Genomic DNA, 23,005 nt, shown 5'->3' with positions numbered 1-23,005 from the left:
GCGGCGCGTAACAGTCGTAAACCACGGTTATTTAAGGCACATGAAAGAACAGTATCACCCGCAGTCGATCGAAGCCAACGCCCAGCAACACTGGGACCAAAACAAGAGCTTCGAGGTCACCGAGCAACCGGACAAAGAGAAGTTCTACTGCCTGTCGATGTTCCCCTACCCCAGCGGACGTCTGCACATGGGCCACGTGCGCAACTACACCATCGGCGATGTGATCACCCGCTACCAGCGGATGCAGGGCAAAAACGTGTTGCAACCGATGGGCTGGGACGCCTTTGGTCTGCCGGCCGAAAATGCCGCGATCAAAAACAAGGTCGCACCGGCAAAGTGGACTTACGAAAACATCGAGTACATGAAAGACCAGCTCAAGTCGCTGGGCTTTGGCTACGACTGGAGCCGCGAGGTGGCGACCTGTCACCCCGAGTATTACCGCTGGGAGCAGTGGTTCTTCACCAAGCTGATGGAAAAGGGCCTGGTCTACAAGAAGAACGCCATCGTCAACTGGGATCCGGTCGACCAGACCGTGCTGGCCAACGAGCAGGTGATCGACGGTCGCGGCTGGCGCTCCGGCGCACTGGTTGAGCGCAAAGAGATTCCGCAGTGGTTCCTGAAGATCACCGACTACGCCGACGAGCTGTTGGCCGACCTTGACAAGCTGGAACACTGGCCCGAGCAGGTGCGCACCATGCAGCGCAATTGGATCGGTCGCTCCGAAGGGGTTGAGCTGTCATTCCACGTTGAGGGCGATGGCGACCTGACCGTCTTCACCACCCGCCCTGACACCCTGATGGGCGTTACCTACGTCGGTGTCGCGCCGCAACATCCGCTGGCGCTCAAAGCCGCCGAGAACAATGCCGAGATGGCCGCCTTCCTGGAAGAGTGCAGCCACATGAAGACCGCCGAAGCCGACATGGCGACGATGGAAAAGAAAGGCATGGATACCGGCTTCAAGGCGATCCACCCGATCTCCGGCGAACCCGTCCCCGTCTTCGTGGCCAACTTCGTCCTGATGGAATACGGCTCCGGCGCCGTAATGGCAGTACCGGGCCATGACCAGCGCGACTGGGAGTTCGCCACCAAGTACGACCTGCCGATCAAACAGGTGATCCAGCCGATCGACCCGAGCGTCGAGTATGACCTGAGCAAAGAGGCCTTCACCGACAAGGGTGAACTGGTCAACTCCGGTGAATTCGACGGCCTGACCTCCGAAGATGCCTTCAAGGCGATCGCTTTCCACCTCAAATCCGCCGGTCGCGGCGAAGTTCAGGTCAACTTCCGCCTGCGCGACTGGGGTGTTTCCCGTCAGCGTTACTGGGGCGCCCCGATTCCAGTGATCAACTGCGACAGCTGCGGCTCGGTTCCGGTTCCGGAGAAAGACCTGCCGGTGGTACTGCCCACCGACGTCGATTTCGACGGTTCCGGCTCCCCGATCAAGTCGATGCCCGAGTTCTACGAAACCAGCTGTCCGAAGTGTGGCAAGCCGGCAACCCGTGAGACCGATACCTTCGACACCTTTATGGAATCGTCCTGGTATTACGCCCGCTACGCCTCACGCAGCTGCGATAACGCAATGCTCGACGATGCGGCCAACTACTGGGCGCCGGTCGATCAATATATCGGCGGTATCGAACACGCTATCCTGCACCTGCTCTACTCGCGCTTCTTCCATAAACTGATGCGCGACCTGGGCCTGGTCAATTCCGACGAACCGTTTGAGCGCCTGCTAACTCAGGGCATGGTACTGGCCGAGACCTACTATCGTGAGGACGAGAAAGGTGGCCAGAGCTGGTTCTCACCTCAAGAAGTCAGCGTGCAACGGGACGACAAAGGTCAACTGACCAGCGCAACCCTGAGCAGCGACGGCCAGCCGGTCCAGTTCGGCGGCATCACCAAGATGTCGAAGTCGAAAAACAACGGCATCGACCCGCAGGTAATGATCGATCGCTTCGGCGCCGACACCGTCCGTCTGTTCATGATGTTCGCGGCACCGCCCGAGCAGTCGCTGGAGTGGTCCGACTCCGGCGTCGAAGGTGCACACCGCTACCTGAAGCGACTGTGGAAGCTGGTGTTCGATCATGTCAGCCGCGGCCCGGTAGAATCGCTGGATCTGGACAGCCTCAACGACAAGCAGCGCGAAGTGCGGCTCAAGACCCACGAGACTATTCAGAAGGTTTCCGACGATATCGAGCGCCGTCAGACGTTCAACACCGCCATCGCTGCGGTGATGGAACTGTCCAACACCGTCAGTCGCTTTATCGACGTCAGCCCGCAGGGTCGAGCAGTCGTCCAGGAAGCGCTGGAAGCGGCCGTTCAGTTGCTGTCACCGATCGTTCCCCATGTTGCCCACCAGCTCTGGAGCGAACTGGGTCATGAATCGGAGCTGCTGGACAGCGCCTGGCCACAGGTCGATAAAGGCGCGCTGGTTCGCTCCAGCATCGAGATCGTAGTTCAGGTCAACGGCAAACTGCGTAGCAAGATCCAGGTTGCCGCCGATGCCGACCGGGATCTGGTCCAACATGCCGCGCTGGCCGATGAAAATGTTCAGCGTTTCACCCAGGATGCCACCATCCGTAAGGTTATCGTGGTGCCCGGAAAACTGGTCAACATCGTTGTAGGCTAAGCATGCTCAAAATCGCCGTAAAAACGCTGTTTGCTCTGACGCTGCTGGGGATGCTCAGCGGCTGCGGCTTCCAGCTGCGTGGTGTGACTCCGATCCCAGACGAGCTCAGAACCCTGCATCTGCAAGGTAATGAGCGCAGCGCGATGTATCAGACCGTCGAACGGACCCTGAAGAGTAGTGGGGTTAGCCTGGTCGACTCGGCCCAGCAAGCGCCCTACACGATCGAGCTGATCTCCGACAGCCTCGACCGCCGTTCAGCCTCGCTCAATACTCGCGCTAAAGTGGAAGAGTACGAACTGCGCGCCCGGCTTCGCTACCAGATTCTGGACAGTGACGGCGAGGTGGCGATTCCGGAAACCGAACTCTATACCGAGCGTACCTACGACTACGACGAAAACAGCGTTAACGCCAAAGAGGCCGAAGAGGCGCTGTTACGCAAAGAGATGCGTCAGACTCTGGCTGGCCAGCTGGTTCGGCGCTATCTGAGCCTGGCCGAACAGCAGAGCCGCTGATAACGCACCATGAAACTCAAACCGGAGCAGCTCGGCAGCCACCTGAAGCAACCGTTGCAACCGGTGTACCTGCTGACCGGTGATGAACCCCTGCTGGTTCAGGAGGCGGGAGATCAACTTCGCGCCGCCGCCCGTCAGCAGGGGTTCAGCGAGCGCGAGGTGTTTCATGCCGAACCCGGTTTCAGCTGGGACAGTCTGCTCGAGAGCAGTCAGAGCCTATCGCTGTTTGCAGAGCGACGACTTATCGAGCTGCATATTCCCAACGGAAAGCCCGGTACCAAAGGTGCCGAAACCCTCAACCGGTTGTTGGCGCCAGCTCCCGAAGACACTCTGATCCTGATCTACTGCCCTCGACTCGATGCCAGCGCACAACGCAGCAGCTGGTTCAAAGCGATCGATAAAGCCGGGGCGATCCTGCAATTCTGGCCGGTGGAGGCCAATCGACTGCCAGGCTGGATCCAGCAGCGCTGTCGTGGTCTGGGACTATCCATCGATCCGGATGCCGCTCAACTTCTGGCCGATCGCGTCGAAGGCAACCTGCTCGCGGCGGTGCAGGAGATCGAGAAGCTCAAACTACTCAGCCCCGACAACAGCCTTAGCGAACAGCTGGTCGGCGGAGGCGTTGCCAACAACGCCCGATACGATACCTTTGCGCTCGTCGATGCAGCATTGGCGGGTAACAGCAGTCGCTGCCTCAGGGTACTGCAGGGACTACGCGGCGAAGGCGTTGAGCCGATCCAAATTCTCGGTAGCCTTAGCTGGGAAGTTCGTAAACTGAGTGAACTCAAACAGCACCCGGGCCCTCTGAACGATGCGCTGTTCAAAAAGCAGCGAATCTTCGGCAAGCGCCAAGCGCTGGTTGGTCAGGCCCTGAAACGCCTGCAACCTCTACAGCTCAATCGAATGCTCCAGCTTTGCGCGGCCATCGACCAGTCGATCAAGGGAATGTGTAATCAAGACCCTTGGCAACAACTGGCCGAATTGAGCCTGCAGCTCTGTGGCCAGCCCTGCCTAGCCGACCTGATCGACTAACCTCAGCACTATCCTCAACGCTTTCAAACAAACGTTTTATTGATCTATCTCAACGGCCTAGTCGGTAGACAGTGCGCCAGATCAACGTTTGAAAACGACTTAGCCGCTACCCTTTAGCTTGTATAGCCCCAACTGTGCCCAAACCCTGGAATAAGACCGTGCAAAAAGGCTTCACACTGATAGAGCTGCTGATCACCGTATCTCTGATTGCCATCCTGGCAGGCCTGGTCGCACCCGGCTTTAGTAGTTTTATTCAGGACAACCGCTTAACCAGCCAGATCAACACCCTGATCGGTGTCATCCATATGGCTCGTGGCGAAGCCGCCAATCGCCGCGGTATCGTTACCCTTTGTGCCAGCGACAACGGCAGCAACTGCAACACCACTAACTGGGAAGCCGGCTGGATCCTGTTTACCGACAGCAACAACGGCGGTAATGCCGTGATCGATGGCGACGATCAACTGCTTCATTATCAGGAGCCGTTGATTGGCGGCAACAACCTGCGCGCTTCGGGCTTCGGCGGCACCAATCTTGGCCGACTTCAGTTTGCCTCCACCGGTTTTTTGCTCGACACAGACTCCAGCGCTGGCACTTTTACGCTTTGTGACGATCGGGGAGTCTCCGAAGCCCGTGCTATCGTGGTCAATATTTCCGGCGTCTCCCGCCTAGCAGTCGATGAAGATGGCGACAACACCCTCAACAACCACCAAGGCGCGACCGGGGAGATCTCATGCTGATATCAACCCGTCCACCACTACAACGTCTGAAGAGATTCAATCGCATCAACCAACAGCGCGGCGTCAGCATGATGGAGGTGCTGATTGCGCTGGTACTGCTGGTCACCACCCTTCTTGGCGCCACCGCTCTGCAGATCACCGGACTACAGACCAACCGCAGCGCCTACTACCGAACCCAGGCCAGCCTGCTGGCCTACGATATCGCCGACCGTATCCGCCTCAACGCGGTTTATGCCACCGGTGACAGCGACCGCTACAGTATCAGCACCAGCAGCATGGCAACGCCATCCAGCAGCAGCTGCGCAACCAATAATTCCGGCTGCACAGCCGAACAACTTCGAGATATCGACCTTCGCGAATGGGCAGAGAACTTTGTTGATATCACCGGGGTTGGCCAGGATGGCAGTAATTACCGCAGTCTAATACCCGGTGGCGCTGGGGTTGTAACCGCCAGCGGTTCAAGCTTTTCCGTCTCGGTCAGTTGGCAGGAGCTGGACTGGAACGTCAGCACCGACAGCAACAAAGCGGACAGCACCAAAACCTTTACGCTGGACTTCAACGCCACGAGGTAGCTATGCAAAGACTCCAGCCAAAAAATGATCGGACCCGCAAGCAACAAAAAGGCTTGTCACTGGTCGAGCTGATGATCGCGCTAGTGGTCAGCTCGCTATTGATGCTGGGTGTGTTCGAAGTTTTCGTCGGTTCCAGCGGCACCGACCGTATCGCTCATGCTTATGCCCGGGTACAGGAGAACGGTCGCCTGGCAATGGATATCCTGACCCGCCATATTCGGATGGCTGGCTATCAGGGCTGTATCGACTTTGAGATCGTCGATATGAATATCATCGCCAATAACGCCCCGACCGGCGATCTCACAGGCCGAGCCATTTTGGGCTATGAGACCCAGCACAGCGGCTGGAATACAGTGAACCGCGACAACTATCTTGCACCGATCAACGGCGTTCATGTAGGGAGCGACGTCATCTATGTACAGTACGTTTCCCCTACCGGAGTTAACGTAATCTGCCCCGGTGGCGGCAACTCCTGCAGTTCTGTGAGCGCAGAAATCAAAATCGACGATAACAGCATCGGCCTGAATAAGTACGACATCGCAGTAGTCTCCGACTGTGAAAATGCCGATATGTTCCGAATCGTCAATTTGCCCAAGGATACCGACAACAAAACCACCATTACACACTCCAGTTCACACAATACTAGCAATTTCCTTAGTAAACCCTACGGAGAGGACTCCGAAGTGATGAGCTTCGAGGCGCTGGCGTTTTACACCAAGGACACCGGTCGCAATACCAACCGTGGTAACCCGATCTACTCGTTGTATCAGTTCGACAGCACCTTCCATGATGGCACCGGTACCGGCAGTTATGTCACTGGAAGAGAAGTGGAGCTGGTCGAAGGGATCGAGCAGTTGCAGATTCTCTACGGTCAACGGCTGGCTGACGGCAACCTGCGCTTTGTCGACGCCACCGACGGAAATCTGGACTTTGCTGAGGTAGATGCAGTGCGAATCGGCCTGCTGGTCAGCTCATCTGAGGAGATTCTGACCGATCCGGACAACGACACATACCGCCTTCCCGGGAACGATATCGAACCCTTAGGCACAACCAGTGCAATCGCAACCCACACGGTGGACCGACGGCTGCGGTTGGCTTTCACCAGCACCATCGTTTTGAGGAACCGGCAATGAGTCAGATCCCCAACCATCGACCCAACCGACAGCGCCAGAAAGGCGTGGTGTTGGTGGTTTGCCTGCTGGTTATCGTGGTGGTGACCCTGATTGCCGCCACCTCAACCAAAACCTCAAGTTTCGAAGAGAAGATGGCGGCCAATGCGCAGACCTATAACCGAACCTTCCAGGCAGCTGAAAGTGCGGTCGAATTTGCCATCAATGAAGACCAGATGATGTTCGACGCGATCGACAACAGTAACAACCTGTCTTCGAGCGTCACGGTATCGATGAGCACTTCGGGGGTTACTGCCACTGCTCAGACCGAGTTTGTTGGTGAGGGTATTGCCCCAGGCAACTCGATAGGTACCGCCTCAACCTATATGTACGAAGTGCATGGTACCGGCGAAATGACCGACATGAATGCCAGCACATTGATCCGGCAGGGCTACTACCGCGTCAGCTTTGTCGCTTCCACGGATGACCAATAACCGGGAACGCCCGGTTGGAGAGATGTTATGAAAGTCTTCGATCACAACCTACGGACAGTACTCGGCAGCTTCCTTTGCAGCTGGCTGATAGCCACACCGGTTTGGGCCGACGACACTGAGATCTACTTCGGCGGTAGCACCAATGTCACCGTCAAGCCCAACGTCCTGTTTGTTCTCGACACCTCGGGATCGATGACCAGTACCGATGGCGGTAGCACCACCCGCCTTGATCGAATGAAGAGTTCACTGATCGATATCCTCAACAATATCCAGGATGTCAACGTGGGGCTGATGCGTTTCTCCAACCCCGGTGGCCCGATTCTCTACCCGGTCACCGATATTGATGCCACGCTGACCAGCACGGTTCAGCAGGATGCACTGAACGGCTCTACCAGCTCCCGGATCAGCAGCGGCAACGACGATGTCGAGATGTCCACCAGCGGTGTGATGGACCGAAGTTCGTTGCTTCTGGAGATGACCCGAACCACCATCCCTGCCACAACCACCATTTCCACCCGAGTACAAACCAGTGCCGATGATGCTGAAGAGAACTCTTCAACCGGCACCATGATGTATCTCACCAGTGGAGATCTGGAGCTGACCAAAGCCAACGGCAGCACGCCACAGCTGGTCGGCATTCGGTTTGCCGATGTTAACGTTCCTTCTGGCGCAACCATTACCAGTGCCAGCATCGAGTTCACCATCGATGAACAACAAGCCGTGTCCGCCGATCCAGTCACAGTGCTGGTATCGGCACAGGCACACGATGATCCTCCCGGTTTCACCAGCAGCTCCTACAATATCAGCAGTCGTAGCAAAACCACCGCCAACGTCACCTGGGCCATCACCGACAACCCGGCCGTCGGCGCCACCCTGACGACCCCCAACTTGAGCGCAGTAATTCAAGAACTGGTGGATCGTGGTGGTTGGTCCGACAACAATGCAATCGCCTTTATCATCGAACACGTCAGCGGCACCGGTGTCCGCTGGCCGGAAAGCTACGACGGCGGTGCCCTGATCGCACCTAAGCTCAATGTAACCTACACCACCCTGAACACTACTCAGATCAACAATCGCATTAACAGCGACACCGACAACGCCGTCCAGGCCAGTAATGGCAACGTCGGCACCAATATTCAGAAGATCAATATCTCCGAGAGCGGCAACCCAGTCGGCTTCCGCTTTACCGGCGTAAACGTTCCAAGCGGAGCCACCATTACCGACGCACGGCTGGTCTTTGAGATCGATGACGAGAACCCAAATGACGTCACCTTGTTGATTTCGGGTGAAGATGCGGATTCACCGACCACCTTCACCAACTCAAACAATGTCACCAGCCGAACCAAAACCAGCGCCAACAGCAGCTGGGCGATCAACACCAACCCGGCCGAAGGTAATAATCTTTATAGCCCCAACCTCAGCGGTATCGTGCAGGAGATCGTCAACCGCAGCAGCTGGAGTTCCGGCAATTCGATGGCATTTATTGTCGAGCACAGCAGCGGCTCAGGCTACCGAACCATCGAATCCCACAAGGGCGACAGCAGCTCTGCGGCTCAACTGTTGATCACCTACAGTCTCGGTAGCAGTACTACAGAGAACCAAACTCTGGGGCTTCGCTTCAACAGCATCAACATCCCCCAAGGCGCAACCATCAGCTCGGCCAGCTTGTCGCTGACCGCCGGCGCCTCCAATAGCCTCAGTACCAATCTGGTCTTCCATGGTGAAGGTGCAGACAACAGCGCCCAGTTCAGCACCAGCGCGAACGATTTGGATAGTACGAACCGCCCTCGCACCACCGCCAACGTCGGCTGGAACGCTGCCGGCACGCTCAGCGCCTGGAGTGACGGCACCGAATATCAGGCGCCCGACCTGACCAGCATTATTCAAGAGATCGTCGATCGCAGCGGCTGGTGCGGCGGCAACAGCATGTCGTTGATCATCAGTGGCACAGGACTTCGCACCGCCAAATCCTACGAAAACAGTCCCAGCCAGGCGGCCCAACTGAACATCACCTACGATCCTGCCAGTGCCCCTACCGGCTGTATGAACCAAGAGTTCGGCGTTCGGGTCGACAGCAGTAGCGATGATGCTGAGCAGAGCAGCAGTGGCAACGTCAATCTCAGCAGCACCGACCTTGAACTGGTCACCGACGGCTCATCCCAAACCATCGGCATCCGGTTCAACAATGTTCAGCTCAATCAAGGCAGCACCGTAGGGAGTGCCTACTTGGAATTTGCCGTCGATGAGACCGGCCCGACAGAAGCCACCAGCTTGACCATCAAGGTTCAAGATGATTCCAACCCGGCAACCTTTACCACCGCCGCCAACAACATCGGCAGCCGCAGCACGACCGGCAACGTAGGCTGGACCATCACCGATCCTTGGTCGACGGAGCACGAGATTATCCGCAGCCCCGATATCTCATCGCTAGTCAATGCCGTTCTAGCGCGGGGTGACTGGGTTCCGGGCAACAGCATGGCCTTTATTATCAGCGGCTCTGGGGAGCGCGTCGCCGAATCCTACGATGGCAGTAACCTTGCACCGAGACTGGTCTACTATGCCGATCCAAGCACGGTTCCGGTAAGCAGCAATACGGTTCGAAGCAAACTGATTGAACAGGTCAACAACCTGGAGCATAAGAGCGGAACCCCCATCGTCGATGCGCTTTACGAAGCCGCACTCTACTACCGCGGCGACGCTGTGGATTACGGTAAAGTTCGAGGTGGCGGGGATGACTCAGCCCAATCCAAGACCCGCGTTTCCCACCCGAACTCCTACACCGGCGGCACCCTGGTTCGACCGACTGGCTGTAATGAAGACGATCTGGGCAACACCGTCTGTGCCGATGAAGAGATCACCGGCTCACCCATGTATACCAGTCCGATCACCGAATCGTGCCAATCCAACCATATCGTCTTACTCACCGACGGCTATGCCAGCGTCAATACCTCTGCTGCCAAGGTCAGAACTCTGACCGGCGACAGCAGCTGTATCGATTCGGGTTCTAAGGCCTGTGGTCCAGAGCTGATCAGCTATCTGAAAAACTCCGATCAACACTCGTTGGCCAATGACCAGCACATCACTACGCATACCATCGGATTCAACTTCTCAGAGCAGTGGCTGCGCAATCTGGCTAACACCGGTGGCGGCGGCTTCTACGAAGCCGACTCGGCAGCCGAGTTGACCAACGCATTCGATACTATTATTAAAACGGTCAAGGCGGCCAACACCACCTTCGTGGAACCGAGTGTAACCATCAACCAGTTCAACCGCTTTGCCCATCGTGACGACGTCTACTTCGCTCTGTTTAAGCCGATGGAGACCGCCAAATGGTTCGGTAACCTGAAGAAGTATCAGCTTAAGGGCAACCCGGCGACACTCTACGATAGCCAGAACCCACAGCAACCGGCGATCGATCCGACCACCGGTTTCTTCTCGATCGACTCCCAGAGTTTCTGGTCGCAGGATGAGGACGGTAATCAGGTAGAGAAAGGCGGCGCGGCCAGTAAGCTGCCGACGACCCGCAAGATCTATAGTCTGATCGACACTACTAAGGCGCTGACCGCCGACGAAAACAAGGTTCACGAAAGCAACAGCTTAATCACCTTGAGCATGCTCGACATCGCCAGTCAGGACGCCACCTACCGCACAAATCTGCTCAAGTGGACTCGAGGTCTAGATGAGAATGACGCCCCACGCTACGAGCTTGGGGATCCATTGCATTCGCGTCCTGAACTGGTTACCTACGCAGGCCTGAGTAATCCGATCGAATCCACCATCTTCTTCGGTACCAATGAAGGTTTTATTCACGCGGTCGATATCAACACCGGTATCGAGCAGTTTGCCTTTATTCCGCAGGAGCTACTGGGTAATCTCGATACCTACTACACCAATCTCAGTGTCGATCCCCGCCCCTACGGTATGGACGGCGGCATCACCCTGTGGACTAAAGATCACAATAAAGACGGAGACCTGAAAGATACCGGCGACTTCGCCTACCTGTACGCAGGTATGCGCCGAGGGGGGCGCAACTACTACGCTCTGGACGTTACCAACCTCAACGCCCCGACGTTCAAGTGGCAGATCAGCGGCGGCAGTGGCGACTTTGTCGATCTTGGCCAAACCTGGTCTCAGCCGGTTAAGAGTAAAATCAAGCTAGGCTCTACCGTTTACGACGTGCTGATCTTTGGCGGTGGCTATGACACCAACCAGGACAATGTCACGGTCCGCACTGCCGACGGGGTCGGTAATGCTATCTATATTGTTGATGCCAACACCGGCGCGCTGATCTGGTCTGCCGGTAATCATAGCGCCCACGACGAAACCCACGCCGATATGGATTACAGCATCCCATCCAAGATCAACGTGATCGATATGAACCGTGACGGCATGGCCGACCAGCTCTATGTCGGCGACATGGGCGGTCAGATCTGGAGAATCGATCTGGATAATACCGTTAGTGAGAGTCAGCTAAATCTTTTCGGCACCATCACCAAAATCGCTGATTTGGCCGGCAGCTATGACAGCAATGGCAGCGCGATTGCTGCCCAATCGGCCGATAACCGCCGTTTCTACTACCCTCCGGATTTGGCACTGGCCGTCGAGGGCAGCGATCGCTACCTGTCGCTGGCGATCGGTTCGGGCTACCGGGCACACCCGCTCAATACCGCGATCGAAGACCGCTTCTATATGATCAAGCTGTTCGACACCCATGCGCCTCCGAGCAGTTGGACCACCCTGACCGAAGCAGATCTGTACGACACCACCAACAACTACATCAGCGAAGGTGACGATGCCCAGAAAAATGAAGCGGCGGTCGCACTTTCGAACAGTGATGTCGCCCGCAAAGACGGCTGGATGATCCGAATGACTAATAGCGGCGAGAAAGTTCTGGCGGGTAGCGCGACAATCCAGAACCAGATCGTATTCACCACCTACGAACCGACAGCGCCGAGCTCCGGCTCCTGTAATCCGGCTCAGGGTACCAGCCGAGCCTATCTGGTCAGTCTGTTTGATGCGACCCCGATGCTGGACATTAATGGTGACGGCAACACCAATGCCGCCGACCGGGTGATTCAGCTGCAGATCGGTTCGATCCCTGCCACCCCCACCGTCATCGACACGCTCGAGAGCAAGCCCACCGTTTGGGTAGGTCCGGAGCGTTTGGATCAGGTCAATACTGACGTCGAATCGGTGCGGACCTACTGGATCGAGGTGAATGAATGAGCCCTCTCGTCCTCGCTCATAATCCTCGCAGCGCCGGTCAAGACCAGCGCCAGCGGGGGATGACATTGGTCGAACTGATGGTCGCGGTGGCGATCTTCGCCATCATCGCGGCCATTGCCTATCCCAATTTTCAGCAATACTTGATCGACAGTAACCGTACCGATGCGCAGAACGCGCTACTGGCCTTCTCCACCGCAATGGAAAGGCATCGTACCGACACCAATAGTTACGACAACGCCCAGGCCGGCGGTACCAGCTACCCCAACCCACCTCTGAGTACCATCTATCCGTCCCAATCTCCAATCGACAGCGGCGATAAGCATTACAATCTGACCATCCAGACCGCCGATAACAACGGTTATACCTTACGGGCCACTCCAATCGCCGGGACTATCCAAGATGGAGATGGTTATCTTGAACTTGCCAATACCGGTATCAAGAGCTGGGACAGAGACGACAACGGTGCGATAGGCGCTGGCGAGGCGACCTGGACAGACTAGTATCTCTGACTCTAAATTTTCGAAGCGGGAAGATATTCAAGAGACCCTTTGAATTACTCACAGAGGCATAACCCACGTAGCCCACTCAGGCCAAACTATGATTATCCCTAGACTCATGAGATAGGCAGTTCTGATGTTACGTAGCTTGGCTTTTCTAGCTCTGTTGAGCTTTTCAATGCCATCTTTGGCGACAGAGACGATCACCATGGCCAATGACCCTTGGCCACCCTATGTTGTTGGTAACGAAGCAGATGGCTCCCCGGCGAAGGCAGGTATTGCCGTTGAGCTGGTAGAGTTGATCTTCCAACAGCTGCAGAATCACGATGCCCAGATCCTACTGATTCCATGGCGAAAAGCGCTCAATGGAGTCAAGAAAGGACACTACGATGGCATTCCGCTGTTGTTCAAAACCCCGGAACGAGAATCCTACATGCTCTTTTCGGAGCCCCTGTTCCCAGCCAGGACCGTCTTTTTCTACAGCATTGAAAAATATCCGAACGGCATTCGGTGGAAGAACTATCAGGACTTAAGCCGCTTCAACATCGCGGTACAACATTCCTTCAGCATTGCTGAGACCTTTGATCAACAGATCGACCAGGGCGTGCCTTTAAAGGTTGAAAAGATGAACAGTGACGAGGACTGTTTTCGGTTGCTCATCCACGGTCGAGTCGATCTGGTTGCTACCAATGAAATCGTCGGTCAGGAGTACCTGAAGCAGCTAGGCGTCAGTAGCAGCTTTAGGGCCAGTAGCCAGAGTCTTTACGAAAAGCCCTTCTACATCGGTTTTTCAAAAAAGACCGATGCTCACCTGCTTATTCCACAGATCAATTCTGCTATTGGACAACTACGGGCAGCCGGGGAAATCGATCGGGTACTGGGTAGCACCACCCCTTAATCGGTTGTGGGTCAGATACAAAGCCACAAAAAATGGCCGCAAGAAGCAGCTATTTTGTTAACGCAATTCAGGCCGATTAGCGTACTACGCCACCATGAGCCTGCAGATCTGCGTGATAGGAGGAGCGAACCAATGGACCGCTGGCGACGTGTTTGAAGCCAAGTTCGGTCGCTTTATCCGCCAATGCGGCAAACTCGTCCGGGTGGACATAGCGATCCACCGGCAGGTGGTCACGGCTCGGCTGCAAGTACTGACCGATGGTGATCATATCGACATCATGGGCGCGCAGATCCTGCATCACCGCTTCGATCTCCTCCATCGACTCGCCTAGCCCAACCATCAGCCCCGACTTGGTAGTGACATCCGGACAGCGCTGTTTGTAGGCTTTCAGCAGGTCGAGCGACCATTGGTAATCGGAGCCCGGACGAACCTGCTTGTACAGGCGCGGCACGGTTTCGAGGTTATGATTGAAAACGTCCGGCGGCGATTGCTCCAATGCATCCAGCGCGATCTCCATCCGGCCCCGGAAATCCGGCACCAGAATTTCCACCTCAATGCTGGGAATCCGGGCACGGGTTTCGGTTACACAGCTGGCAAAGTGAGCAGCACCACCATCGCGCAGATCATCACGATCCACTGAGGTAATCACCACATACTTGAGCTGCATATCGGCGATCGCCTCGGCCAGCTCAGCCGGCTCGTTATCATTCAACGCATTGGGACGACCGTGGGCCACGTCACAGAACGGACAGCGACGGGTACAGATATCCCCCATGATCATGAAGGTCGCAGTACCGTGACTGAAGCACTCACCAAGATTCGGACAGCTGGCTTCTTCACACACCGATGCCAACTTGCCCTTGCGCAGCCGGTTTTTGATCTTGTTGACTTGATTCGATGACGGCAGTTTAACCTTCAGCCAGCTAGGCTTTTTCAGCATATCTTCCCGTTCGGTCGGGACCACCTTAACCGGAATCCGCGACAGCTTGTCGGCACCCCGGAGTTTGACCCCCTGCTCGACTTTGACCGGATTCTTTTTTGCTGTTTGCGGGGCGGAGTCTGAGTTGTTCTGCGACATCGGTATTGGTCTAACCTAACTGCTCTGTGGTGGATGTGTGAGTATAACCCAAGCGGCGCACCAGAACCTGCTGCAGCCGCTGGCCAACCTCGGCCAAGGAGGGAGGATTCTGCCCTTGTTGGCGGCATAGGTCGCTGATCTGTGTCATCGCCAGCCCGGCATAGCCGCAGGGATTGATCCGATCGAAAGGAGTCAGGTCCATCGCCACATTCAGCGCAACACCATGAAAGGTGCAACCCCGGCGTACCCTCAATCCCAGCGAGGCGATCTTGGACTCGGCCGGTAGCGTATCACTGACGTAGACTCCGGGGGCATCTGACTTGGGGTAAGCGTTGATCGCGTAAGACTCGAGCACCTCGGCCACGGTCTGCTCGATCAGAGTCACCAGTTCCCGCACCCCCATTCCCAGCCGTTTCAGGTCCAGCAACAGGTAGATCACCTGCTGCCCCGGACCGTGGTAGGTCACTTGTCCACCCCGATCCACCTGCACGACCGGAATATCGCCCGGGGCCAGCAGGTGCTCGGCCTTGCCGGACTGGCCCTGAGTAAAGACCGGTGGGTGTTCTAAAAACCAGATCTCGTCATCACTGTCAGAGGTCCGCTCAGCGGTGAACGACTGCATAGCCTCCAGCATCGGCTCATAGGGCTGCTGCCCGAGCATGCGGATCTTTAAGGTGCGCTCCATTTCGGCCATCAGATCACCATCTGGACCTTGCCAGTATCTTTCAGGTCCTGATGGATGGCGGCCAGCTGATCGGCACCGGTTGCGGTGATTTTCAACCGCACCGACAAAAACCGGCCGTTTCGACTCGGCTGGGTCGTGATGATAGAGGTATCCAGATCCGGCGCATGCTTCTGGATGATCTCAATAACGAGATCGACAAAGCCCTCGCCGGCCTGGCCAATCACCTTGATCGGATAGTTGGGACAGGGAAATTCAATCTTCGGGGGTTCTTGCTGGGTCATTAACACATCTCATCTCACCGGGCGCCTGAGGCTCAGCCCAGTAGTTGCTGTTCATACTGCTGGTACAACGCGGCCACCTTAAACCACAACGGTCCCGGTACACCTTTGCCGACGGGTTGGCCGTTAACCTGTATCACCGGTAGCACACCACGGGTCGAACTGCTGATCCAAAGCTCATCTGCATGGACCAAACGGGACTGCGCAACCTGTTCTTGCTTAACCGGAAGCCCCGCCTGTTGGGCGAGTTCCAGAATTAAGCCTCGGGTAGTCCCTCCCAGAATATGGGGTTCGAGCTGCGGGGTTACAATGGCTCCGTCCTCAACCAGAAACAGATTGCAGGAGGTTCCTTCGGTGACCCGGCCTTCGCTGACAAGCAACGGCTCCTCGGCGCCATGGGAATCGGCTTCCTGGATCGCCAGGATATTGGCCAACAGACCGGTGGCTTTAATATCACAACGCAGCCAACGCTGATCTTCCACGGTCACGGCCCGGATCCCTTGGACCTGATCTAATGGGCCTTCAAGCGCCAGCTGGATCGGGTAGCTGTAGGCAAAGACCGTGGGGCGTAACTCGGCCGGATAACGCAACTTACGTTGTGGAGCAACGCCCCGGCTGATCTGCAAATAGATCGCCTGATGCCGCCCCGGATTACGCGCCACCAGCTGCTCAAACACAGCCCCCAGATCGATCGACGGATCGAGCTCGATACCCACCGCATCAAGGCTACGTTGCAGCCGGGTCAAATGCTGCGGTAAGCGAAATCCGACACCATGATAGAACGGGATCACTTCATACACGGCATCCCCGAGCAGAAAGCCGCGGTCCATGGCCGGAACCCGAGCTTCCTCCAAGGGCGTGTACTGCCCGTTTAGATAAGCGTAAGTTGTTGTTTCTTCTTCGGTCATACAGTCATGCCAGAAACACAAAAGGCGCCTTTCGGCGCCTGATCATGTCACTGAGGCGTTATCCAATCAGCGACAGGAAGAACAGTACAATACTGTGCCAGATCCGCTTCACCAAGCCGGCCGGTTCAACCGATTCCAGTGCCACCACCGGTACCTGCTGTAACAGCTCGTCACCTAGAGTGATGTTCAGGGTGCCATAACTGGCCCCCTCGGTGACCGGAGCCTGGATCACCTTATCCAGATCCAGCGTAACGCCCAGGGCATCGCTCTGGCCGCGCGGAATGGTGATCGAGATCGATTCAGCGGTACCCAGCTTGAGGCTATCACGGGTCCCGGCCCAGACCTTGGCTTCGTTAAGAACTTCACCGGCCTGATAAAGATCCGCCGACTCGTAATAACGGAAGCCATAAGACAACAGCTTTTGACTCTCCTGCGCCCGGGCTTCCTCAGAGTTGGTTCCCAGCACCACCGAGATCAGGCGCATGCCTTTGTCTTTGGCAGAGGCAACCAGGCAGTAACCCGCCTCCTCAGTATGGCCGGTTTTCAGGCCGTCGACCCGGCTGTCACGCCACAGCAATTTATTCCGGTTGGGCTGACGAATCTTGTTGTAGGTGAAATACTTCTCGGCGTAGATCGGATAATCATCGGGAAAGTCGCGAATAATGGAGCGAGCCAGCAACGCCAGATCATTGGCGGTAGTAAAGTGGCCCTCTTTCGGCAGGCCGGTCGCATTCTGGAACTGGCTGTTGTTCATCCCCAGCTGACGGGCATGCTGGTTCATCAGGTCGGCGAAGGCATCCTCGCTACCTGCGATATGCTCGGCCATCGCCACACTGGCATCGTTACCGGACTGGATTATGATCCCTTTCAGCAGATCCCCCACCAGCACCTGAGTCCCTTCACGGATAAACATCCGCGAGCCCGGCGTACGCCAGGCTTTCTCACTGACCAATACCCGGTCCTGTTTGGAGATATTGCCTTGGGCGATCTCATAATCGGCGATATAGCTGGTCATCAGCTTGGTCAGACTGGCCGGCGGCAGTCGCTGGTCGGCGTTCTGAGAAATGATCACCTTGCCGGTATTGGCATCCATCAGCACATAGGCGCTGGCCGCCAAGGACGGTGGCGCGGGTATCAGGACGGCGGCAGAAACAGTAGTGGATGCTGATCCCAGCACCAGCAGGCAAACGGCGGCACGGATCAAGCGGGGAATGGTGACAAAAACTCTCATAATGACTCTACTTTGGAAACAAACAATAACTGAAAAATTGTGGCGCTCTAAAGCCGATGAAGGTTAGCGAATGGATCAGGGCAAGTCCAATACCTGGGCATCGGCGAACCCCTCCTGTGCCAACTGACCTAACAGCCCGCTGGGGTTGGCAGCGATTCCCAATGGTCCCAGGCGCACCCGGTACAACACCGGCACCCCTTCGCGCTTACTGATATCCACCTTCTGACCTTGTAGCAACAGTTCAACCCGGGTCTTGACGCTCTGGGCGGCGCTCCAGCTCGAATAGGCTCCCACCTGGATATAGCGGCTGGCCGCGGCCGGCTGAGACACACTACTGACCGGCGCAGTGTGCAACGCCTGGGTTGCCGGTCGATAATTGGCGTTGCTGATCGCTTCGATCTCAACCCGTGCCGTGCCCTGACGGAGCATATCCAGCTTATAGGCGGCCGCGTAGGATAGATCGATCAACCTTGCGCCATGGAATGGCCCCCGATCATTGACTCTGACAATCACATGGCGACCATTGGCCAGGTTGGTGACCCGCACGTAGGTCGGCAGCGGCAGCGACTTATGGGCCGCGCTCATCCCGTACATATCGTAGACCTCGCCATTGGAGGTCTTATGGCCGTGGAACTTCTTCCCGTACCAGGACGCCGTACCACGCTGCTTGTAGCCCAGTGCGCTGTCCATCACATAGTATTTTTTGCCCAATACGGTATAGGGAGATTTGTTGCCGCCGCGACTCTTGGGCTCATCGCGGGGAACCGCATCGGGCACATGGGACAGGTCGATATGACCGCTGGGGCCATGATCCTGCTTGATGCTGTAGCGTGACGATCCGCTGCCGGAGCAGCCGACCAGGGCCAGCACCAGCAACGCCAATCCGACCCGGTGCAATCCGATCATCCGTTGGCAACCTGCTGCTGTTTCGCCTTCAACGCGGCAATCTCCTGACTCAGCTGGTAAACCGCCATCGCATAAAGTCGCGAATGGTTATAACGGGTGATTACATAAAAGTTATGCAGTCCGATCCAATGCTGCTCTCCATCGACTGCCTGCAATCGCATCGCAGTGGCTTTGAGCTCGTTGGCCAGCTGCGGATCAAACGTCAATCCCAGGTTGCGCCAATGGGCTAGTGTCTCAATCGGCTTCAGCTTTTTGCTCAGCTTATCGGATTCGATCGGCTTATCCAGCGCGGCGCTTAAGGTCACCGGCTGACCACTGCGCCAACCATGGCGCTTGAAATAGTTGGCCACACTGCCGATCGCATCAACCGGATTGTTGAGCAGATCGATGCTGCCGTCAGCATCGAAATCCACCGCGTAGTGACGGTAGCTGCTGGGGATAAACTGTCCGAACCCCATGGCGCCGGCGTAGGAGCCCTTGATCGCCTTCGGATCCAGCGGTTGCTCCTGTAGTAACAGCATTAGCTCGCCCAGTTGGCCGGTAAAGAACTTACTGCGCGGTGGGTAGTCGAATGCCAGTGTCGCCAGCGAATCGATGACCCGATAGCTGCCAGCATGACGGCCATAGCGGGTTTCGACACCGATGATCGCGACGATAATCTCTTCCGGGACACCGTACTGCTGGCTGGCACGACGCAAGGTATCACGGTGCTGATTCCAGAATTCAACGCCCTGATCGATACGGCTCTGGCCCAGAAATATCTTCCGGTACTCGCCCCAGGTCAGGCGCTTTTCCGCAGGTCGGGAGATCGCCTTGATAATCGACTTCTGGTGTTTGGCGTCATGGATCAGCCCGGTAACAAAGTCTCGATCCAGTCCTTTCTCGACCATCTCCTCGATAAAGGCCTTGGCCTTAGGGTGGTCCTTGTAATCGGTGGCGGCAGCCAGTACCTGTTGCGTCGCGCCGAAGCCGACCCCGATCAAACATGCGCTCAGTAGCGCTTTACGCGCCTTGGTAATCCCCGGAATTGCATCCATCATCGGCATTTTGCTCTTGTTGCTTTTGTTGCTGATATAAAACTGCGTTATCCGACTTAGTCCTTAACCGCAGCCAAGGGTTCAGTACCTGCCTGCAACTTTACCCTATTCGTGATCAGCATCAACGGGTCACCATGGTTCGGTGACTGTGGATCGACATGATCATCCCGAAGCCGGCCATCAAGGTCAGAATCGAGGTTCCCCCGTAACTGACCAGCGGCAACGGCACCCCAACCACCGGCAGGATACCGCTGACCATACCGATATTGACGAACACATAGACAAAAAATGTCAGTGTCAAACTGCCCGCCAACAGGCGCCCAAAGGTATCCTGGGCTTGGCTGGCAATCCATAGTCCCCGGGCGATGATGCACAGGTAGATAGCCAGTAACAGCAGTACCCCAACCAGCCCAAGCTCTTCGGCCATCACCGCGATAATAAAGTCGGTATGACTCTCGGGCAGGAAGTCGAGTTGCGATTGACTACCGTTGAGCCAACCCTTGCCGTGAATGCCTCCGGAGCCGATCGCGGTCTTGGACTGGATAATGTTCCAACCAGCCCCGAGCGGATCGCTTTCCGGATTCAAGAAGGTCAGCACCCGCTGTTTCTGGTAGTCACGCATCAGCATCCACAACAACGGAACACAGGCGCCGGCGAGTACGATCGCACTGAACACATAACGCCACAGTACCCCGGACAACAGCAGCACAAAAATACCGCTGGCAGCGATCAACAACGAGGTTCCCAGATCCGGTTGCTTGGCGATCAGCAGGGTTGGCAGCATCAGTATCGCCAACACCGTAAAGGTATGTTTGAGCCGCGGTGGCAACGGCCGATCGGCGAAATACCAAGCCAACGTCATCGGCACCACCAGCTTCATTATTTCCGAAGGCTGAAAGCGTGGCAGCCCCGGCAGTTGCAGCCAACGCTGCGCCCCTTTCGCACCGACGCCAAACAGCAACACGCCGACCAGCATCAGTACTCCGAGCCCGAATATCCAGGGTGCCCAGCGCCGCAGCAGTCTGGGTGAGGTACAGGCGATCACCAGCATCGCGCCGAAAGCCACGGCGTAGCGGATCAGTTGCCGCTGAACCGCCGCTTCGCTCTGGCCTGAGGCGCTGTAGAACACGAACAGGCCGTAACCGGCCAGGATCAGCAGCAGCAGGGTCAGAATCGGATCCAGATGGGTATAAGACCACCAGGTACGGCGGCGACTGAAATGAACCTGGGCACCGGGCATGGTGCGCTGAAAATCCTGCCCGCCCATCAGGACGCCCCTCCGTTGTCGGCCAACTGTTCCTGAGACTGGAGCTGCGATTCACGCAGCAGATAGTTATCGAACAGTTCCCGAGCCACCGGGGCCGCCGCACTACTGCCGCCACCGCCGTTCTCGACGATCACCGCCACCACGATCTCGGGTTTATTCGCCGGTGCGAAGCCGACAAACAGGCCATGGTCTCGGTGCCGCTCAGCCAGCTTCTCGGCATCGTACTCTTCATCCTGCTTGATCCGTACCACCTGGGCGGTACCGGTTTTGCCGGCGATCCTGTAGGGGCTGTCCTTGGCACTGCGCCTTGCGGTGCCCTTCTTGCCATGCATCACCTCGACCATCGAGCGACGCAGATAATCCCAATAGCTGTCGCGATTGAGTTCGATATCCGGCATCAGCTTACGATCGGGTACGTCGAGCACAAACGGATTGCCCTGCTCATCCTCACCGGACATCGCCTTGAGCATCCGCGGGTTGATCCACTTGCCGCGGTTGGCGATTACCATGGTGGCGGTGGCCAGCTGCATCGGCGTCGAGATCATAAAGCCTTGACCGATACTCAGGTTGAGCGAATCCCCCGGATACCAGGAACGCCCCCGCACCGCTTTCTTCCAGTCCCGCGACGGCAACAGGGCGCCATGGGCTTCGGGCAGATCCAACGTGGTGATCTTGCCGAAACCGAACCGACCCAGATAGTCCGACATCGGGTCGATCCCCATACGGTGTCCGATATCGTAGAAAAACACATCGCAGGATTCGGCGATCGCGTCCCGCAGGTTCACCATGCCGTGACCCTGACGCTTCCAGTCGCGATAGAAGCGCCCCTCTTTGGTGATCTGATACCAACCCGGATCCCAGACCTTATGGCCCAGACCCACGGTTCCGGAGTCGATCGCCGCCAGTCCGATGATCGGCTTGATCGTCGATGCCGGCGGGTAGCGCCCACGTAACGCCCGGTTGAACAGCGGCAGATCTTCGTGCTGTTGCAGCCCACGATAATCGCGACCACTGATACCGGTCACAAACGGATTGGGGTCATAGCCGGGGGTACTGACCAACGCCAGGATGCCGCCGGTTTCCGGATCCAGTGCCACCACGGCACCTCGCCGATCACCCAGCAGCTGCTCGGCGGTCTGCTGCAGTTCGAGATCCAGATACAGGGTCAGATCACGCCCCGGGGTCGGGTCATCGCGCTCGACCACCTGCAACACCTGGCCGCGGGCGTTGGTCTCAACCTGCTGCACCCCGACCCGGCCATGGAGCTGATCTTCGTAAAAACGCTCAACCCCAAGTTTGCCGATATGGTGGGTGCCGGAGTAATTCTGCTGGTCAACCTCGCCCAGTTCACGCTGGTTGATGCGACCGACATAACCCAAGGCATGGACCAACGATTGACCATAGGGGTAATAGCGGATCAGCTCTGCATCGATCTGAACCCCGGGCAGGCGATGGAAATTGACCGCCACCCGGGCGATATCCTCATCGCTGAGTCGAAACCGCAGCGGTACCGCTTCAAAGGGGCGACGGCGTTGGTTGAGTCGGCGCTGAAAACCTTCAATATCCCGTTCGCTGATCTGAACCAGCGTCGACAGTTCGGCGATGGTGGCCTCAAGATCGGGGACCCGCTCTTTGACCAGTGAAAGGTTATGGCTGGGACGGTTATCGGCCAGCAGCACCCCATTGGTGTCGTAGATCAACCCCCGGTTGGGCGGCACCGGTTGCAACTGAATCCGGTTCTGATCCGACAACGAGCGGTAGCGTTCATGCTCAACCACCTGCAGATAGATCAGCCGACTGACCAGGCCGAACATCATCAACACCACCACGGCAAACGCCAGCACCGAGCGGAATCGGAACGTTCGACGCTCACGCTGGTGGTCTTTCAGGGCAACCGGTTTACGCATCG

At 56.8% G+C, this 23,005-nt stretch carries 19 protein-coding genes; 10 read left to right on the top strand and 9 right to left on the bottom strand.

Annotated features, from left to right (window positions below; all coding sequences use genetic code 11):
* The first annotated feature begins 40 nt into the window (after positions 1-40).
* The 10 genes from leuS to DV711_RS00385 all read left to right on the top strand — a co-directional run bounded on the left by leuS (position 41) and on the right by DV711_RS00385 (position 13,706).
* The gene (leuS, locus tag DV711_RS00430; RefSeq protein WP_114693690.1) at positions 41-2,629 is read left to right on the top strand and encodes a leucine--tRNA ligase; all 2,589 of its coding nucleotides are present in this window, start codon (positions 41-43) and stop codon (positions 2,627-2,629) included.
* Between the two features lie 2 nt (positions 2,630-2,631).
* Positions 2,632-3,141, top strand: coding sequence for an LPS-assembly lipoprotein LptE (locus DV711_RS00425; RefSeq protein ID WP_114693689.1), 510 nt, complete (start codon positions 2,632-2,634; stop codon positions 3,139-3,141).
* A 9-nt stretch (positions 3,142-3,150) separates the two neighbouring features.
* Positions 3,151-4,173 (top strand): DNA polymerase III subunit delta, encoded by a 1,023-nt coding sequence (holA, locus tag DV711_RS00420; protein WP_114693688.1) that lies wholly within the window; start codon positions 3,151-3,153, stop codon positions 4,171-4,173.
* Between the two features lie 158 nt (positions 4,174-4,331).
* Positions 4,332-4,910 (top strand): GspH/FimT family pseudopilin, encoded by a 579-nt coding sequence (locus DV711_RS00415; protein ID WP_133297374.1) that lies wholly within the window; start codon positions 4,332-4,334, stop codon positions 4,908-4,910.
* Positions 4,904-5,482, top strand: a complete 579-nt coding sequence (pilV, locus tag DV711_RS00410) for a type IV pilus modification protein PilV (RefSeq protein ID WP_114693686.1) — start codon at positions 4,904-4,906, stop codon at positions 5,480-5,482. The genes DV711_RS00415 and pilV overlap by 7 nt, the downstream gene beginning before the upstream one ends.
* A gap of 2 nt (positions 5,483-5,484) precedes the next feature.
* Complete coding sequence (locus DV711_RS00405) at positions 5,485-6,615, top strand: PilW family protein (RefSeq protein WP_114693685.1); 1,131 nt, start codon at positions 5,485-5,487, stop codon at positions 6,613-6,615.
* A complete protein-coding gene (locus DV711_RS00400; protein ID WP_114693684.1) occupies positions 6,612-7,085 on the top strand; it encodes a pilus assembly PilX N-terminal domain-containing protein in 474 nt (157 codons plus the stop codon). The genes DV711_RS00405 and DV711_RS00400 overlap by 4 nt, the downstream gene beginning before the upstream one ends.
* A gap of 27 nt (positions 7,086-7,112) precedes the next feature.
* Positions 7,113-12,311, top strand: coding sequence for a PilC/PilY family type IV pilus protein (locus DV711_RS00395; protein WP_114693683.1), 5,199 nt, complete (start codon positions 7,113-7,115; stop codon positions 12,309-12,311).
* A complete protein-coding gene (locus DV711_RS19655) occupies positions 12,308-12,811 on the top strand; it encodes a type IV pilin protein (protein WP_114693682.1) in 504 nt (167 codons plus the stop codon). Before DV711_RS00395 ends, DV711_RS19655 begins: the two co-directional genes overlap by 4 nt.
* 133 nt (positions 12,812-12,944) lie before the next feature.
* Positions 12,945-13,706: a substrate-binding periplasmic protein gene (locus tag DV711_RS00385; RefSeq protein WP_114693681.1), complete on the top strand. Its 762-nt coding sequence runs from the start codon at positions 12,945-12,947 to the stop codon at positions 13,704-13,706.
* 76 nt (positions 13,707-13,782) lie between these two features.
* On the opposite strand, the gene lipA is transcribed toward DV711_RS00385, so the two are convergent.
* The 9 genes from lipA to mrdA all read right to left on the bottom strand — a co-directional run bounded on the left by lipA (position 13,783) and on the right by mrdA (position 23,003).
* Positions 13,783-14,784: a lipoyl synthase gene (gene lipA / locus DV711_RS00380; RefSeq protein WP_114693680.1), complete on the bottom strand. Its 1,002-nt coding sequence runs from the start codon at positions 14,782-14,784 to the stop codon at positions 13,783-13,785.
* Between the two features lie 10 nt (positions 14,785-14,794).
* Positions 14,795-15,469, bottom strand: a complete 675-nt coding sequence (gene lipB, locus DV711_RS00375) for a lipoyl(octanoyl) transferase LipB (protein ID WP_114694868.1) — start codon at positions 15,467-15,469, stop codon at positions 14,795-14,797.
* A gap of 8 nt (positions 15,470-15,477) precedes the next feature.
* The gene (locus tag DV711_RS00370) at positions 15,478-15,750 is read right to left on the bottom strand and encodes a YbeD family protein (protein ID WP_114693679.1); all 273 of its coding nucleotides are present in this window, start codon (positions 15,748-15,750) and stop codon (positions 15,478-15,480) included.
* Positions 15,751-15,782: 32 nt separating this feature from the next.
* Complete coding sequence (locus tag DV711_RS00365) at positions 15,783-16,655, bottom strand: aminotransferase class IV (RefSeq protein WP_114693678.1); 873 nt, start codon at positions 16,653-16,655, stop codon at positions 15,783-15,785.
* Between the two features lie 58 nt (positions 16,656-16,713).
* Positions 16,714-17,886: a D-alanyl-D-alanine carboxypeptidase family protein gene (locus DV711_RS00360; protein ID WP_114693677.1), complete on the bottom strand. Its 1,173-nt coding sequence runs from the start codon at positions 17,884-17,886 to the stop codon at positions 16,714-16,716.
* Between the two features lie 75 nt (positions 17,887-17,961).
* Positions 17,962-18,792 (bottom strand): septal ring lytic transglycosylase RlpA family protein, encoded by an 831-nt coding sequence (locus DV711_RS19650; RefSeq protein WP_114693676.1) that lies wholly within the window; start codon positions 18,790-18,792, stop codon positions 17,962-17,964.
* Positions 18,789-19,832 carry a lytic murein transglycosylase B gene (mltB, locus tag DV711_RS00350; protein WP_243633698.1) on the bottom strand — a complete coding sequence of 348 codons (1,044 nt, stop codon included), beginning with the start codon at positions 19,830-19,832 and terminating at the stop codon, positions 18,789-18,791. The genes DV711_RS19650 and mltB overlap by 4 nt, the downstream gene beginning before the upstream one ends.
* Positions 19,833-19,950: 118 nt before the next feature.
* Entirely contained in the window at positions 19,951-21,096 is a 1,146-nt protein-coding gene (rodA, locus tag DV711_RS00345; protein WP_114693675.1) for a rod shape-determining protein RodA, read from the bottom strand.
* The gene (mrdA, locus tag DV711_RS00340) at positions 21,096-23,003 is read right to left on the bottom strand and encodes a penicillin-binding protein 2 (protein ID WP_114693674.1); all 1,908 of its coding nucleotides are present in this window, start codon (positions 23,001-23,003) and stop codon (positions 21,096-21,098) included. The genes rodA and mrdA overlap by 1 nt, the downstream gene beginning before the upstream one ends.
* Between the last annotated feature and the right edge of the window lie 2 nt (positions 23,004-23,005).

The organism is Motiliproteus coralliicola (assembly GCF_003345655.1).
In the GTDB taxonomy this organism is placed as follows: Bacteria; Pseudomonadota; Gammaproteobacteria; order Pseudomonadales; family Balneatricaceae; genus Motiliproteus; species Motiliproteus coralliicola.
The sequence above is the reverse complement of the archived record's forward strand: the minus strand, read 5'-3'. Positions and strand labels throughout refer to the sequence as shown.